17 protein-coding genes are annotated in these 14605 nt (G+C 71.3%); 12 read left to right on the forward strand and 5 right to left on the reverse strand.

Going from position 1 to position 14605, the window contains the following annotated elements; all coding sequences use genetic code 11:
- Nucleotides 1–8 precede the first annotated feature (8 nt).
- Complete coding sequence (locus tag ACWFRJ_RS24750; RefSeq protein WP_453534859.1) at nucleotides 9–194, reverse strand: hypothetical protein; 186 nt, start codon at nucleotides 192–194, stop codon at nucleotides 9–11.
- Between the two features lie 247 nt (nucleotides 195–441).
- Here ACWFRJ_RS24750 and ACWFRJ_RS24755 point away from each other — a divergent pair, with 247 nt between their 5' ends.
- The 4 genes from ACWFRJ_RS24755 to ACWFRJ_RS24770 all read left to right on the forward strand — a co-directional run bounded on the left by ACWFRJ_RS24755 (nucleotide 442) and on the right by ACWFRJ_RS24770 (nucleotide 4422).
- Nucleotides 442–1710 (forward strand): NYN domain-containing protein, encoded by a 1269-nt coding sequence (locus tag ACWFRJ_RS24755; protein ID WP_453534862.1) that lies wholly within the window; start codon nucleotides 442–444, stop codon nucleotides 1708–1710.
- Between the two features lie 112 nt (nucleotides 1711–1822).
- On the forward strand, nucleotides 1823–2857 hold the full coding sequence (locus tag ACWFRJ_RS24760) for an ABC transporter ATP-binding protein (protein WP_453534865.1): 1035 nt from the start codon (nucleotides 1823–1825) through the stop codon (nucleotides 2855–2857).
- A gap of 43 nt (nucleotides 2858–2900) precedes the next feature.
- Complete coding sequence (locus tag ACWFRJ_RS24765; protein ID WP_453534868.1) at nucleotides 2901–3719, forward strand: ABC transporter permease; 819 nt, start codon at nucleotides 2901–2903, stop codon at nucleotides 3717–3719.
- A gap of 34 nt (nucleotides 3720–3753) precedes the next feature.
- Nucleotides 3754–4422 carry a DUF2567 domain-containing protein gene (locus ACWFRJ_RS24770; RefSeq protein WP_453534871.1) on the forward strand — a complete coding sequence of 223 codons (669 nt, stop codon included), beginning with the start codon at nucleotides 3754–3756 and terminating at the stop codon, nucleotides 4420–4422.
- Between the two features lie 124 nt (nucleotides 4423–4546).
- Here ACWFRJ_RS24770 and ybaK read toward each other — a convergent pair whose 3' ends face one another.
- The 4 genes from ybaK to ACWFRJ_RS24790 form a co-directional block, all read right to left on the reverse strand.
- Nucleotides 4547–5047: a Cys-tRNA(Pro) deacylase gene (ybaK, locus tag ACWFRJ_RS24775; RefSeq protein ID WP_453534874.1), complete on the reverse strand. Its 501-nt coding sequence runs from the start codon at nucleotides 5045–5047 to the stop codon at nucleotides 4547–4549.
- Nucleotides 5048–5095: 48 nt separating this feature from the next.
- On the reverse strand, nucleotides 5096–5836 hold the full coding sequence (locus tag ACWFRJ_RS24780) for an LON peptidase substrate-binding domain-containing protein (RefSeq protein ID WP_453534877.1): 741 nt from the start codon (nucleotides 5834–5836) through the stop codon (nucleotides 5096–5098).
- A gap of 11 nt (nucleotides 5837–5847) precedes the next feature.
- Nucleotides 5848–6855: a hypothetical protein gene (locus ACWFRJ_RS24785; RefSeq protein ID WP_453534880.1), complete on the reverse strand. Its 1008-nt coding sequence runs from the start codon at nucleotides 6853–6855 to the stop codon at nucleotides 5848–5850.
- A gap of 138 nt (nucleotides 6856–6993) precedes the next feature.
- Nucleotides 6994–8508, reverse strand: coding sequence for an oxidoreductase (locus ACWFRJ_RS24790; protein ID WP_453535708.1), 1515 nt, complete (start codon nucleotides 8506–8508; stop codon nucleotides 6994–6996).
- Between the two features lie 263 nt (nucleotides 8509–8771).
- Between ACWFRJ_RS24790 and hisD the strand changes: the two genes are divergently transcribed.
- Genes hisD through hisF form a run of 8 tightly spaced genes read left to right on the forward strand, consistent with a single transcriptional unit; the run spans nucleotide 8772 to nucleotide 14556 of the window.
- Entirely contained in the window at nucleotides 8772–10097 is a 1326-nt protein-coding gene (gene hisD / locus ACWFRJ_RS24795; RefSeq protein ID WP_453534883.1) for a histidinol dehydrogenase, read from the forward strand.
- Nucleotides 10073–11218 (forward strand): histidinol-phosphate transaminase, encoded by a 1146-nt coding sequence (locus ACWFRJ_RS24800; RefSeq protein ID WP_453534886.1) that lies wholly within the window; start codon nucleotides 10073–10075, stop codon nucleotides 11216–11218. The genes hisD and ACWFRJ_RS24800 overlap by 25 nt, the downstream gene beginning before the upstream one ends.
- A complete protein-coding gene (gene hisB, locus ACWFRJ_RS24805) occupies nucleotides 11215–11808 on the forward strand; it encodes an imidazoleglycerol-phosphate dehydratase HisB (protein WP_383271190.1) in 594 nt (197 codons plus the stop codon). Before ACWFRJ_RS24800 ends, hisB begins: the two co-directional genes overlap by 4 nt.
- A gap of 4 nt (nucleotides 11809–11812) precedes the next feature.
- Nucleotides 11813–11977, forward strand: a complete 165-nt coding sequence (locus tag ACWFRJ_RS24810) for a hypothetical protein (RefSeq protein ID WP_202121127.1) — start codon at nucleotides 11813–11815, stop codon at nucleotides 11975–11977.
- Between the two features lie 17 nt (nucleotides 11978–11994).
- On the forward strand, nucleotides 11995–12645 hold the full coding sequence (gene hisH / locus ACWFRJ_RS24815; protein ID WP_453534890.1) for an imidazole glycerol phosphate synthase subunit HisH: 651 nt from the start codon (nucleotides 11995–11997) through the stop codon (nucleotides 12643–12645).
- 17 nt (nucleotides 12646–12662) lie between these two features.
- On the forward strand, nucleotides 12663–13388 hold the full coding sequence (gene priA, locus ACWFRJ_RS24820; RefSeq protein WP_453535711.1) for a bifunctional 1-(5-phosphoribosyl)-5-((5-phosphoribosylamino)methylideneamino)imidazole-4-carboxamide isomerase/phosphoribosylanthranilate isomerase PriA: 726 nt from the start codon (nucleotides 12663–12665) through the stop codon (nucleotides 13386–13388).
- Nucleotides 13385–13804, forward strand: coding sequence for a RidA family protein (locus ACWFRJ_RS24825; protein ID WP_453534893.1), 420 nt, complete (start codon nucleotides 13385–13387; stop codon nucleotides 13802–13804). Before priA ends, ACWFRJ_RS24825 begins: the two co-directional genes overlap by 4 nt.
- Nucleotides 13801–14556 (forward strand): imidazole glycerol phosphate synthase subunit HisF, encoded by a 756-nt coding sequence (gene hisF / locus ACWFRJ_RS24830; protein ID WP_453534896.1) that lies wholly within the window; start codon nucleotides 13801–13803, stop codon nucleotides 14554–14556. Before ACWFRJ_RS24825 ends, hisF begins: the two co-directional genes overlap by 4 nt.
- Nucleotides 14557–14605: the final 49 nt, after the last annotated feature.

The raw sequence follows: 14605 nt of genomic DNA on the forward strand, positions 1-14605 counted from the left end.
TGCGCGCGTCAGTTGTGGCCGAAGCGACGCTGATGCTTGCGGGCGACCTCGGCCGGGCTGCCCTGGGACTGAACCGCGGACTGAACCCGCTGCTCGGCCTGGTCCGCAGACGACTTGGCCTGCTCCTGCGCCTGCTCCGCGGCCGAAGCGCGGTTCTGGTCGTCGCCCTGCTTGCGGTTCTTGTTCTTGGCCATAGTGATCTTCCTCCTGAAGGAAATCTGGGGGCCAGGACGCGACCAGATTCACATATGCCGACAAGCTGCGCATTTCAGAGAATTACCGTGCGTAATAAGGCCTGTCGTAGCCCCGTCGAAGAGCGAAGTCACGACGCGCCACGCCGAAGATCGAGTTCCGGCCGTTAACCTCCGCAGGGTCGGGCAGACTCGAAGGAAACCCGAACCATTGCTTCCAGGGAATCTCCAGGGAAAGAGGGTGGATCGCGTGGACCGCTGCATCGTCCTGGTGGACGCCGGGTATCTGCTGGGTGCCGCCGCGAGTCTCCTCGCGGGCGAGCCGTCCCGGTCCCGGATCACCGTCGATCACACCGCCCTGATCCAGGGCATCCGTGAGCGCGCCGAATCCGACACCGAGCGCCCCCTGCTGCGGATCTACTGGTTCGACGGCGCCCCCGACCGCGTACCGCAGCCCGAGCACCGAAGGCTGCGGGTCATGCCGCGCGTGACGGTCCGGCTCGGCGCGCTGACCCGGAGCGACGGGCGGTGGGCCCAGAAGGGCGTCGACGCCGCCATGCACGCCGAGCTGACGGAGCTGGCCCGCAACCGCGCCTGCTCGGACATCGTGCTCATCACCGGCGACGGGGATCTGCTGCCCGGCATGATGGCCGCCAAGGAGCACGGCGTCGCCGTCCACCTGTGGGCCGTGCAGGCCGCCGACGGGGACTACAACCAGTCCGAGGACCTCGTGGCCGAGGCCGACGAGCGCCGCGTCCTCGACCGGACCTGGATCACCAAGGCCGTACGCCCCAAGGAGCTCACCGGCGTCTGCGCGCCCTCTCCGATTCCGCGCCCCGAGATCGCCGCGATCCTCTCCGCGCCCCTGCCGGAGTCCGCCCTCGCTGCCAGCGCCCAGCGGGCCGCCGACGAGGCCGCAGGCGTGCACCACGGCCAGCACTCTCAGCACGGCCAGCACGTGGAGGCCGGGACCAACGGCGATGGCGGCGGCGCCCACCACATCCCCCCGGGCAAGGGCGTGCCCACCCCCAAGGACCTGGCCGCCCTGCGCGGACCCGGCACACAGGCCGCACAGCACCCCACCAACGCCACGCTGCGCTGGTCGTCGGACAAGGGCTGGGTCGAGCGCCCCGGCGGCGCCGCCGAGAGCCCGGAGGCCGCGGCCCTGCCGACGCTCGCCCAGCTGACGACGGCCGAGCAGCGCTGGGCCGACCGCGAGGAGGACATCACCACCGTCGGCGGTGACCCCTTCGAGGTCGGACAGGTGTTCGCGCGCCGCTGGATGGCCCGCCTGCCGGAACAGCACAACCTGCAGAAGCTCTCGACGATGTACCCGCGCATCCCGCACCGCGTCGACGGCGAGCTCCTGCGGTACGCGGCCCGCTTCGGCCTGCTCGCCCACAAGGACGACCAGATCGACGAACACGACCGGTACGCGATCAGGGCGGGCTTCTGGCGCGAGATCGACGTCCACACGGCGGTCGAGCACGCGCCGGTGGGCGACCGCGCGGGCGAGTGACCGAACAGGCACACCAACGGGGGACGGAACAGCGGGCGCAGATGACTGATACGGGGCGTACGGGGCGCCCCGGGCGTCGCAGTGGGCACCGGACCCCGTAGTCTCGTCCTTCGTGAGTACGCGCTCGGCACAGGCAGTCCGACAGGGACTCCGACAGGGTCACGGCAGCAATGCCGTCTGCGCGGTGCGCGACCTCGTCAAGACATATCCCGCCGCCCGTGGCAGGCGCGGCAGGCCCGCGACCCCCGAGGTGCGCGCCACCGACGGCATCAGCCTGGAGGTCAGGCGCGGCGAGATCTTCGGCCTCCTCGGCCCCAACGGCGCCGGCAAGTCCACCCTCGTACGCCAGCTGACCGGCCTGATGCGGCCCGACAGCGGGAGCGTCGAGATCCTCGGGCACGACATCCTGCGCCACCCCGAGCGGGCCGCGCGGATCCTCGCGTATCTGGGCCAGGAGTCCACCGCGCTCGACGAGCTGACCGTCTCGCTCGCCGTCGAGACGACCGCGCGGCTGCGCGGCCTCGACGTGCGTGCGGCACGGGCCGAGCGGGACGGCGTACTCGAAGAGCTCGCGCTCACCCCGCTCGCCTCGCGGCCCCTGAAGAAGCTCTCCGGCGGCCAGCGCAGGCTCGCCTGCTTCGCCACCGCCCTGGTGGGGGAGCGGCCGCTGCTCGTCCTCGACGAGCCGACGACCGGCATGGACCCCATCGCGCGGCGCGCCGTCTGGGGCGCGGTCGACCGGCGCAGGGCCGAGCGCGGCACGACGGTGCTGCTCGTCACCCACAACGTCATCGAGGCCGAGACGGTCATGGACCGCGTCGCCGTCCTCGACCACGGCAAGGTCATCGCCTGCGACAGCCCCGTGGGGCTGAAGGAGCAGGTCGCGGGCGAGGTGCGGGTGGAGCTCGTCTGGCGGGAGAGGGCGCCGCTCGACGTCCCCGAGGTCATGGCGCTCCGCTCCTCCGCGGTGGAGTCCGGGCGGCGCTGGTCCTTGCGGCTCGCGCCTGATGAGGCGCGGGCCGCCGTCGCCGCGGTCACTGGCGGGGCCGCCTTCTCCGCCTTGGACGACTTCACCCTGGCCACGCCCAGCCTGGAGGACGTGTACCTCGCCCTGGGCGGGAACGGGGAAGGGCTGGTGAAGGGGTGACCTTCGCCGGGCGGAAGAACAGCAACAGCAGGAGGAGCGTCCGATGAGTGCGGTTCCTTTGGAAGCCGCTGTGCGGACCGACGACCGCGAGCGGCAGTCCGACGTCGCCGCCCCCCTGGGGCCCCGCGCGCGGCTGTTTCCCGCGCTCGCGGCCGTCTACCGGGCCCAGCTGTCCCGGGCGCGGGTCGCGCGGATTCCGCTGCTCTTCGTGGCGACCTTCCAGTCCGTCGGGATCATGATCCTGATGCGGGGCGTCGTCGACGGGGGCGGCGAGGCGCGTGCCGTCGTCGCCGGGTCCTCCGTGCTCGTCGTCGCGTTCGTCGCGCTCAACCTGCTCGCGCAGTACTTCGGGCAGCTGCGGGCCGACGGCGGCCTCGACCACTACGCCACGCTGCCCGTGCCGCCCGCCGCGGTGGTCCTGGGCGCCGCGGCCGCCTACGCCTCGTTCACCGTGCCGGGCACGCTCGTCACCGCGGTGGTCGGGTGCGGCCTCTTCGGGCTCCCGCTGGGGCACCTGTGGGTGCTCGTCGCGGTGATCCCGCTGGCCGGTGCCGCACTCGCCGGGCTCGGCGCCGCCCTCGGGCTGCTCGCACCCCGGCCCGAACTGGCCACGCTGCTGGGCCAGTTGGGCATGTCGGCGGCGCTGCTCCTCGGGGTGCTCCCGGCCGAGCGGATGCCGGGCGTCCTGCAGTACGCGCGTGATCTGCTGCCTTCGACGTACGGCGTCGAGGCGTTCGCCCGTACCTTCGGGCCGCATCCGGACTGGGCGGCCGTCGCCCTGGATCTCGCGGTCTGCGCGGGGGTCGGCGTCGCCTCGCTCGCCATCGCCACCTGGGCCTACCGCCGTGCGGCTGTGCGGTGACGCGGCGCTCAGTCAGTACTGGCACCATGTGTGGGTGACTGCACCGCTGACGCCCTCCCAGCCGCCCCACGACCAGCCCCCGCACGACGCCTGGCAGCAAGCCGCTCAGCCGTCCGGAGCCGTTCCCACGTCGGCGCATGAGGAGGACGGTCCTGGTATGAAGAACGAAGTGCGGCAGGCCGCAGTGATCATGGTCGCGATGGCGGTCTGTGGCCTCCTGCTCGGGCTCCTGTGGATGTGGCTCTCGCCACGGGTCCCGTTGATCGCGAACAACGAGGCGGTGTACCTCTACGACACCGAGGGCGAGCAGGCGATCGGGGTCGACGGAACGTTCACCTTGCTCGCGCTCGCGTTCGGCGCGGTGAGTGGCGCCGTGGTGTTCCTGCTGCGCAAGCGGGGCGGGATTCCGCTGGTCATCGGGCTGACGGCCGGGGGCCTTCTCGCGGCCGTGGTCGCCTGGCGCTTCGGGATCTTCCTCGGCCCGGAGACGGACGTCGTCGCCCACGCGAAGGCCGTGGGCAAGGGCGTCGCCTTCGACGCCCCGCTGGAGCTCAAGGCGAAGGGCGCGCTCCTTGCCTGGCCGGTGGCCGCGCTGCTCGTGCACCTGGGACTCACCGCGCTCTTCGGGCCGCGTGACCCCGACCCCTACCCCCTGCCCTACGGGGACCCCGGCCGGACCGGCGAGGGCCCGTCCGGGGACTAGGTCCTGACGTCAGGCGGGGCGCCTCCCGTGGTTGGCCTTGCCCTTCTTCACCCGCCACTTCCTCTTGCGCGTCTTCTTCGACATGAGGGTGGTACTAGTCGAACCGACGGCCCGCGTCGAGGGCCTATTCACGCCCGATCGGGGCCAGTACCGCGCCCGTGAGACGCGCCAGGTCGCCGGGGTCGAGCTCCACTTCCAGACCCCTGCGGCCCGCCGACACACAGATCGTGGCGTGCGACGATGCCGAGTCGTCAAGGACGGTGCGCAGCTTCTTGCGCTGGCCGAGCGGTGAGATGCCGCCCCGTACGTACCCCGTGGTGCGCTCGGCGGCCGCGGGGTCGGCCATCACCGCGCGCTTGCCGCGGACCGCCGTGGCCAGGGCCTTGAGGTCCAGGGTGCCCGCCACGGGGACCACGGCCACCGTCAGCTCACCGTCGACCTCGGCGACCAGGGTCTTGAAGACCCGGTCGGGGGAGACACCCATGGCCTGCGCCGCCTCTTCGCCGTACGAGGGATGCGCGGGGTCGTGTTCGTACGCGTGGAGGGTGTAGTCCGCGCCCGCCGCCGTGAGGGCGACCGTCGCGGGAGTGCCGCCCGCGCCCGGCTGCTTCTGCTTCTTCGCCACAGCGCTCGCGCCTCATGTCGGTTACGGCTTGTGTCGGTACGGCTTGTGTCAGTTGAGACTGGTCGTGCCGCGCGTGAGGTCCGTCGCGGGCAACGACGGCAGATTACGGATGATCGCCGTCTCGGCGCGAAGGACTTTCAGCTCCTCGTGCAGGCGCGAAGCCGTGTCCGTCGCCTCCAGGAGCCGCTGCTTCGTGGGGGTGTCGAGGACGGCCGCGGCCGCGACCAGATACGACACCACCGACGGGTCGTCCGGCAGGTCGGCGCCGGTGGAGAGGGACCGCTCGCGCGCTCCCGCGAGCCGCTTCTGGTAGGCGCGGAACGCCCGCAGGACGCCTTCGGCCAGCGCTCCTGCCTCCTCGCCCTGATCCTCGGGCAGCTCCTCGACCTCCGCGGTCAGGAAGGCCCCGGACGTGTCGACCGAGTGCAGCCGTACGCGTGAGGTGCCGGTGGCGAGGACCTCGAAGCCGCCGTCGGCGCGCTCCCTGATCGTCGCCGCGTCGGCCACGCAGCCCACCGCGTGGAAGGCCTTGAGCGGGTCATCGCCGAAGCCGGCGGTCGGCCCCTGCTCGGGCTGCGCGGTGGGGTCGGGGAGGCCGGGGGCGCTCGGCGCCACCTCGAGGCCGTCGCGGATCGCGACGACCGCGAAGAGGCGCTGCTCCTCTTCGGGAGTCTTGAGCAGGTCGCGCATCATGGCGCGATAACGCTCCTCGAACACGTTCAGCGGGAGGACGAGCCCCGGGAACAGCACCGAGTTGAGCGGGAAGAGCGGAAGCCGGACGGTGGTCACGAGCGTGAAGCCTAATGGTCCTCGGGGCGCGCACGTCCGCCACCGGTGCGCAGCGGGGTCCTGGAGGCCACCTCGATGCGTACGCCGTCGCGCAGTTCCAGGAACTGGCCGAGCGGGTCGTCGGACAGGCGGTCCCAGGGGAAGGACGTCGCATGGGGCCCGATGAGGCGCAGTTGTTCCAGGGCGTCGCTCCATCGCTCCAGGCGCATGAGGACGTACGCGAGGAGGTTGCGGACCTCCGCGGGCCAGGGATCCCCGGCCTCGTACTCCCGCGACGCGGCGATCCCGAGGTCTGCCGCGGCGTCCAGACGCTCGCGCGGCACGCTCCCCGACGCGCTGGTGAGATACGCGAAAGCGGCCCGCGCGGGCAGCGCCTGGATCAGCGAGCCCGGCAGCGCGTCCCGCGCGGCCTGCTCGGCGAAGTCGAAGCACTGGCGGTGCGAGCCGTACCAGTCGGCCGACAGGTACTGGAGTGCGGAGGCGTGGCAGCCGTAGTGGTGCGAGGCGCGGTGCACCGCCTCGGCCCGGATCGCGTCGAAGACCGACTGCGGGGCATGCGTGCCGCGCGCGTGGTCCAGGGCGATCCGCCACGGCACGGGGTCGCGCGGGTCCGCGTCGGCGGCGGCGGTGATCAGGGGCGCCGTCTGGCGAAGCAGCTCGGCGCGGGCGGGCGACTCCCAGCCGCGGACGACCGCGAGTTCCGCCTTGACGAGGAGCGCGTCCGGATCGTGCGGCGCGGCGGACTGCCAGTCGTCGAACCACTCGGAGCGGGAGCGGGCGAAGGCGGCCAGGCGCGTCGTGTAGCGGTCGCGGTTCTCCCACTCGTGGCCCTCGCGGGTCATGGCGAGCAGCTTGGCCGCGGGGTCGTAGTCGCCCCGGCCCGCGGCGACGAGCGCGGGGCCGAGCCGGTCGTCGGGTGCGTCGAGAAGCACCTCGTCGTCGGGGGCGAGGCCGGTCGCCAGGAGCGGGGTGTTCCTGACCATGCGTGCGGTGCGGATCAGGGCGTGCAGGAATGCCATCGTGTGGGTATTGAAAGCCGCAGGTCGGGGCAGCTGCCAGGGGGCGGCCGGTGAAGCTTTCGTATCGGTCGTTAGGTTGCCTGACGCATGGTCAAGGGAAGGTAAAATCTCTGCTCCTGGAGGGCCTCCGCGCCCCCGTCAGTTCCTCCGCAGCAGCCGCGTCGCCCCCGCCGCGACCGTCGTGGCGAGGACCCACCCGAGCAGGATGAGGATCGCCGCGAACCACTGCCAGCCGCCGCGCAGCTGCCAGTAACTGTCCTGGCCGAGGTCGATGACCGGGAGCAGCAGGTCGAGGGAGAAGAGCGCGGGGTTCCAGTTCGGATGCTCGCCCGGCTTGATCGCGGGATGGTCGGAGTGCGAGAAGGCGACCGCGCTCACCGCCCAGAGCACCGCCATCCACAGGGCGGCCCGCCCCGGCCGGTAGCCGTAGGCCACCGTCCAGTCCTGCGCGAAGCCCCAGAGTTTGGCCGCGAGAGGCAGGGTCTCGCGGCGTCGGCGCTGCTTGGCGAGCAGGACCTCGCGGGCGTCGGCGTCCTCGCCGCCGTTGCGCAGGACGGTCGCCAGCTTCTCGTACGGCTCGGGGTTGTACTCGGCGGTCGCGGCCGCCACCCAGGCCAGCCGCCGGGAGAGCGGGAAACTGCCCTGCGGGACGAGGCTCTCGTAGCTGAAGCCGCCCATCTGGAGGCCGCCGGGGCCCGGCCAGCTGGTCGACTTGTCGATGAGGTTGACGACCTTCATGCCGGACAGGATGATCTTGCCGCGCTGCGGGGCCTCGCCGAGGAAGCGCAGCTCGGGGGTCTGGACGCGGCGCAGCGAGACCTCCTGGTCGTTCTCCAGGACGAAACGCGCCTGGGCCAGGTCGACGGCGTCCCCGAAGCGCCCGTCGTCGAGCCGTATGCCGCCCTGACACTCGAAGCGCTGGACGCGGGTGCCGCGCGGGGGAGTCGTGCCGCTGGTCATGGGGGGATCGCCGAGCGCGGCGGGCGTCATGTAGAGCGTGCGTTCCACGGTCATCTGCGGGGCGTTCAGCGCCCGCTGGCCGTACGGATTGGCCAGCTTGCTGCCGCGCAGGCTGAAGGAGACGCCGACCTTCGCGCCGCGCAGGCTCAGCTGGCCGTGCGACTCCATCATCTCGGCCTGGAGGTCCTGCCCGACCGAGAGCCCGTCGCCCATGATCGAGTTGCCGCGCCGGTCGCGGTAGATCACGGCCTGGTTGATGAGCAGGTCGGTGCCGATCTGGGCGTCCGTGAGCCGCATGCCGTTGTGGATGCGGCAGCGCGGCAGATGCAGATCGCCCTCCGTGTGCACGCGGGCCGCCTCCACGCGCGGGATCGAGCAGTTGACCAGGCGCAGGGTGGTGAACTTGGCCTCGGGGACGAGTACTTCCTTCTCGAAGCGGCAGTGCTTCAGCTCGGCGTAGGGATGGACATCGCCGCCCGCCAGATCGAGTACGTCCGTGATCTGGAGGCCCGAGAGCTTCAGCGACGAGACCCGGCCCGAGAGCGCGGGCGGCCCTTCGAGGAGCAGCCAGCACACGATGCGCGCGCGCACGCTGCGTTCCGGGCCCCAGGGGTGGCCGCCGTGCGGATCGTCCGCCATCGCGTCCCCCGACCTGAGGTCATAGACGCTGCCGTTGCGGAAGGCCTGCCACATGCCGATCTCGGCGGCGGTCAGTCCGTCCGGCGGGTCACCGATGCCGGTGTCGTCGACCACTGCTGTTGTCCTCCCCGTACCGCGGTCCCGTACCGCAATCCCGCACCGCGTTCTCGTCCTGCGATGCGCCCTGGTCTCGTACACCTGTTTCATGCCCGCTCAGTGACTGGCTGAACGCTAGTGGTGAACGAGGTCTTCCGGGATCTATATCAGCCAGTGATACGGCGTCGGGCCCGGAATCCGGGTCTGAGAGAATTGGCCACGTGATCTCCCGAATCGATCTGCGCGGCGACGCCCTCCCCGAGGGACCCGCCCTGCGCGCCCTGCTGCCCCGAGCCGACTTCGACGTAGCGGCCGCCCTGGACAAGGTGCGGCCCATCTGCGAGGACGTGCATCATCGTGGCGACGCGGCGCTGATCGAATACGCGGAGAAGTTCGACGGAGTACGCCTGACGCGGGTCCGTGTCCCGGCGGCCGCCATCGCCGAGGCTCTGACCGGCCTCGACCCCGTCGTGCGCGAGGCCCTCGAGGAATCGATCCGGCGCGCCCGCATCGTCCACCGCGAACAGCGCCGCGCCCCGCACACGACCCAGGTCGTGCCCGGCGGCTCGGTCACCGAGAAGTGGGTGCCGGTCGAGCGCGTGGGGCTCTACGCGCCGGGCGGACGCTCCGTCTACCCGTCCTCCGTGATCATGAACGCGGTCCCGGCACAGGAGGCCGGCGTCGAGTCGATGGCGCTCGCTTCCCCGCCGCAGAAGGACTTCGACGGGCTCCCGCACCCCACGATCCTCGCCGCCTGCGCCCTCCTCGGCATCGACGAGGTGTACGCGGTGGGCGGCGCCCAGGCCGTCGCGATGTTCGCGTACGGCACCGAGACCTGCGCCCCGGCCAACATGGTCACCGGGCCCGGCAACATCTGGGTCGCGGCCGCCAAGCGCTACTTCACGGGACGCATCGGCATCGACACCGAAGCGGGCCCGACCGAGATCGCGGTCCTCGCCGACGACACGGCCGACGCCGTGCACGTCGCCTCCGACCTGATCAGCCAGGCCGAGCACGACCCGCTCGCCGCCGCCGTCCTCGTCACCGACTCCCTGGCCCTGGCCGACGCGGTCGCCAAGGAGCTCGAACCGCAGGTCGCGGCGACCAAGCACGTCCAGGACCGGATCGTCCCCGCCCTTGAGGGCAGGCAGTCCGCGATCGTCCTGGTCGACGGCCTGGAAGAGGGCCTGCGCGTCGTCGACGCGTACGGCGCCGAGCACCTGGAGATCCAGACCGCGGACGCCGCGGCCGTCGCCGACCGGGTGAAGAACGCCGGTGCGATCTTCGTCGGCCCGTGGGCCCCCGTCTCGCTCGGCGACTACTGCGCGGGCTCCAACCACGTACTCCCGACCGGCGGTTGCGCCTGCCACTCCTCGGGGCTCAGCGTCCAGTCCTTCCTGCGCGGCATCCACATCGTCGACTACACGCGAGACGCACTCGCCGAAGTCGCCCGCCACGTGGTGACGCTGGCAGAGGCCGAGGACCTGCCCGCGCACGGTGCGGCCGTCAAGGCGAGGTTCGGATGGAAGGTGCCGGAGACCAAGTGACGAACAACGCCCCCTTGTCCCCCTGGGACGAACTTCCCATCCGCGACGAACTGCGCGGCAAGTCCCCCTACGGCGCGCCCCAGCTCGACGTACCCGTACGCCTGAACACGAACGAGAACCCCTACCCGCTCCCCGAGCCGCTCGTCGAGCGCATCACCGAGCGCGTCCGCGAGGCGGCCCGCGACCTCAACCGCTACCCCGACCGTGACGCGGTCGAGCTGCGCACCGAGCTCGCGCGCTACCTCACGGACACCGGCGGCCACGAGGTCACCCTCGCGAACGTCTGGGCGGCCAACGGCTCGAACGAAGTCATCCAGCAGCTCCTGCAGACCTTCGGCGGGCCAGGACGCACCGCCATCGGCTTCGAGCCCTCGTACTCGATGCACGGCCTCATCGCGCGCGGCACCGGCACGGGCTGGATCTCGGGCCCCCGCGGCGAGGGCTTCACCATCGACGCCGACGCGGCGGCGCGGACCATCGCCGAGAACCAGCCGGACGTCGTCTTCATCACCACGCCCAACAACCCCACGGGCAACGCGGTCTCGGCCGACACGGTGATCGCGCTCTACGAAGCCGCGCAGGCCGCGAAGCCCTCGATGGTCGTGGTCGACGAGGCGTACGTCGAGTTCAGCCACGGCGACTCGCTGCTCCCGCTCCTCGCGGGACGGCCGAATCTCGTCATCTCGCGCACCATGTCGAAGGCCTTCGGCGCGGCCGGGCTCCGCCTCGGCTACCTCGCCGCCGACCCGGCGGTCGTCGACGCCGTGCAGCTCGTACGCCTGCCGTACCACCTGTCGGCCGTCACGCAGGCCACCGCGCTGGCTGCCCTCGAGCACACCGACACGCTCCTGAAGTACGTCGAGCAGCTGAAGGGCGAGCGCGACCGTCTGGTGAGCGAGCTGCGTGCGATCGGCTACGAAGTGACCGACTCCGACGCCAACTTCGTCCAGTTCGGGCGATTCGAAGACTCCCACGCCGTCTGGCAGCGGATCCTCGACCGGGGCGTCCTGGTCCGGGACAACGGAGTGCCCGGCTGGCTGCGCGTCAGCGCCGGAACCCCCGAAGAGAACGACGCGTTCCTCGATGCGGTACGCGAACTGAAGAAGGAGCAGCAGGCATGAGCCGCGTTGGACGGGTCGAACGCACCACGAAGGAGACATCGGTCCTCGTCGAGATCGATCTCGACGGCACCGGCGAGGTGGCGGTATCGACAGGGGTCGGCTTCTACGACCACATGCTCGACCAGCTCGGCCGCCACGGCCTCTTCGACCTCACGGTCAAGACCGAGGGCGACCTGCACATCGACACGCACCACACCATCGAGGACACCGCCCTCGCCCTGGGCGCCGCCTTCAAGCAGGCGCTCGGCGACAAGGTCGGCATCTACCGCTTCGGCAACTGCACGGTCCCGCTCGACGAGTCGCTCGCCCAGGTGACCGTCGACCTGAGCGGCCGCCCCTACCTCGTGCACACCGAGCCCGAGACCATGGCACCGATGATCGGCACGTACGACACGACGATGACCCGGCACATCCTGGAGTCCTTCGTCGCGCAGGCCCAGATCGCCCTGCACGTCCACGTGCCTTACGGCCGCAACGCCCACCACATCGTGGAGTGCCAGTTCAAGGCCCTCGCCCGCGCACTGCGCTACGCGTCCGAGCACGACCCGCGCGCCGCCGGGATCCTCCCCTCCACGAAGGGCGCGCTGTAAAGCCATGACCGGTCTCAACACCATCCTGATCGTCGTCGGCCTCTTCCTGATCGGCGGCATCATCTCCTTCGTCAAGCAGGGGATGCCCAAGAGCCTGATCACGCTGCTCTCCATCGGCGCGGCCATGTGCATCGTCGCGGGCGTCATGCGCCTCGACTACTGGAACTGACGGGAGCTGATCCACGTATGACACGTACGACCGCTCCCAAGAAGGTCGTCGTCTTCGACTACGGCTTCGGGAACGTCCGTTCCGCCGAGCGCGCCCTGGCGCGCGCGGGCGCGGACGTCGAGATCACCCGTGACTACGACACGGCCATGAACGCCGACGGCCTCCTCGTCCCCGGCGTCGGTGCCTTCGCCGCCTGCATGCAGGGGCTCAAGGAGGCGCGCGGCGACTGGATCGTGGGCCGCAGGCTCGCGGGCGGCCGTCCCGTGATGGGCATCTGCGTCGGCATGCAGATCCTCTTCGCGCGCGGCATCGAGCACGACGTGGAGGCCGAGGGCCTCGACGAATGGCCCGGCACCGTCGAGCCGCTGAAGGCCGACATCGTCCCGCACATGGGCTGGAACACGGTCGCCGCGCCCGAGGGCTCGCAGCTCTTCGCGGGCCTCGACGCCGATGCCCGCTACTACTTCGTGCACTCGTACGCCGTACAGCACTGGGACTTCGAGGCGGGCAACCCCGCCTTCCGCGCGCCCAAGGTCGCCTGGACCACGCACGGCGAGCCGTTCGTGTCCGCCGTCGAGAACGGCGCGCTGTGGGCCACGCAGTTCCACCCCGAGAAGTCCGGCGACGCCGGCGCCCAGCTCCTCACCAACTGGATCGGAACCCTCTAGGGATGTCAGGGATTTCTGTGAGCAAGCTCGAACTCCTCCCCGCCGTCGACGTCCGCGACGGCCAGGCCGTACGCCTCGTGCACGGCGAGTCCGGATCGGAGACCTCCTACGGCTCCCCGCTGGAGGCCGCCCTCTCCTGGCAGCGGTCGGGCGCCGAGTGGCTGCACCTGGTCGACCTGGACGCCGCGTTCGGCACCGGCGACAACCGCGCCCTGATCGCCGAGGTCGCGGACGCCATGGACATCAAGGTCGAGCTGTCCGGCGGCATCCGCGACGACGACACGCTCGCCGCGGCCCTCGCCACCGGCTGCACCCGCGTGAACCTCGGCACCGCCGCCCTGGAGACCCCGGAGTGGGTCGCCAAGATCATCGCCGAGCACGGCGACAAGATCGCGGTCGGCCTCGACGTCCGCGGCACGACCCTGCGAGGCCGCGGCTGGACCCGCGACGGCGGCGACCTCTACGAGACCCTGGCACGTCTCGACTCCGAGGGCTGCGCCCGCTATGTCGTCACCGACATCGCCAAGGACGGCACGCTGCAGGGCCCGAACCTGGAGCTCCTGCGGGGCGTCTGCGCGGCCACGGACCGCCCGGTGGTCGCCTCCGGCGGCGTCTCGTCGCTCGACGACCTGCGCGCGATCGCCGAGCTCGTCCCGCAGGGCGTCGAGGGCGCCATCGTCGGCAAGGCGCTGTACGCGAAGGCCTTCACGCTCGAAGAGGCCCTCGCAACGGTGGCGTCATGAGTGACATCGTCCGCAGGGTCGGCTCGGGCGGACCGTGGGAGGAGGCCATCGGCTACTCCCGCGCCGTCGAGCTGCCCAACGGCCTCGTCCTGGTGTCGGGCTGTACGTCGGTGGTCAACGGCGTCATAGACGCCGGTACCCCCTACGAGCAGGCGGCCAACGCCTTCCGCGTCGCCGTCGAGTCGCTCCAGCAGCTGGGCCTCGGCCGCGAGCACGTCGTACGCACCCGCATGTACCTCACCCACGCGCGGGACGTCGAGGACGTCGGCCGGGCCCACAAGGAGCTCTTCGACGACGTCCGTCCGGCGGCGTCGATGCTCATCGTCTCCGGCTTCGTCGACCCGAGCCTGGTCGTCGAGGTCGAGGTGGAGGCGTACCGGGGAGCCTCGGGAACCCGGGGAGCTGAGACGTCATGACCCTCGCGGTACGCGTGATCCCCTGCCTGGACGTGGACAACGGCCGGGTCGTCAAGGGCGTCAACTTCCAGAACCTGCGCGACGCGGGCGACCCCGTCGAGATGGCCAAGGTGTACGACGCCGAGGGCGCCGACGAGCTCACCTTCCTGGACATCACCGCGTCCTCCGGCAACCGCGAGACGACGTACGACGTGGTCCGCCGCACCGCCGAGCAGGTCTTCATCCCGCTCACGGTGGGCGGCGGTGTCCGCACCGCCGACGACGTCGACAAGCTCCTTCGCGCCGGTGCCGACAAGGTGGGCGTGAACACGGCCGCCATCGCACGGCCTGAGCTGATCCGCGAGATCGCGGAGCGGTTCGGGCGCCAGGTGCTCGTGCTCTCGGTCGACGCCAGGCGGACTGCGTCCGGGGGCTTCGAGGTCACGACCCACGGCGGCCGTAAGTCCGCCGGGATCGACGCCGTCGAATGGGCGCACCGGGCCGCCGAGTTGGGCGCGGGCGAGATCCTGCTCAACTCGATGGACGCGGACGGCACGAAGGACGGCTACGACATCGAGATGATCGCGGCGGTACGCCGTCACGTCACCGTCCCCGTCATCGCGTCCGGCGGCGCGGGCCGCCTTGACCACTTCCCGCCCGCGATCGCGGCGGGGGCGGACGCGGTGCTCGCCGCTTCGGTCTTCCACTTCGGGGATCTGCGGATCGGCGAGGTCAAGGACACGTTGCGGGGGGCGGGGCACCCCGTGCGCTGAGCGGTTTCTGTGCCTGAGCCCTGAGCCCTGAGCCCTGAGCCCTGGTCAC

The sequence above is a fragment of the Streptomyces sp. NPDC055239 genome, assembly GCF_053606205.1.

Coding starts and splice junctions, on each gene's coding strand:
- ACWFRJ_RS24750 (WP_453534859.1), bottom strand. CDS start 194: ATGGCCAAGAACAAGAACCGCAAGCAGGGCGACGACCAGAACCGCGCT.
- ACWFRJ_RS24765 (WP_453534868.1), top strand. CDS start 2,901: ATGAGTGCGGTTCCTTTGGAAGCCGCTGTGCGGACCGACGACCGCGAG.
- ACWFRJ_RS24785 (WP_453534880.1), bottom strand. CDS start 6,855: ATGGCATTCCTGCACGCCCTGATCCGCACCGCACGCATGGTCAGGAAC.
- ACWFRJ_RS24790 (WP_453535708.1), bottom strand. CDS start 8,508: ATGTGGCAGGCCTTCCGCAACGGCAGCGTCTATGACCTCAGGTCGGGG.
- ACWFRJ_RS24800 (WP_453534886.1), top strand. CDS start 10,073: ATGGAAGGTGCCGGAGACCAAGTGACGAACAACGCCCCCTTGTCCCCC.
- hisB (WP_383271190.1), top strand. CDS start 11,215: ATGAGCCGCGTTGGACGGGTCGAACGCACCACGAAGGAGACATCGGTC.
- ACWFRJ_RS24810 (WP_202121127.1), top strand. CDS start 11,813: ATGACCGGTCTCAACACCATCCTGATCGTCGTCGGCCTCTTCCTGATC.
- hisH (WP_453534890.1), top strand. CDS start 11,995: ATGACACGTACGACCGCTCCCAAGAAGGTCGTCGTCTTCGACTACGGC.
- ACWFRJ_RS24825 (WP_453534893.1), top strand. CDS start 13,385: ATGAGTGACATCGTCCGCAGGGTCGGCTCGGGCGGACCGTGGGAGGAG.
- hisF (WP_453534896.1), top strand. CDS start 13,801: ATGACCCTCGCGGTACGCGTGATCCCCTGCCTGGACGTGGACAACGGC.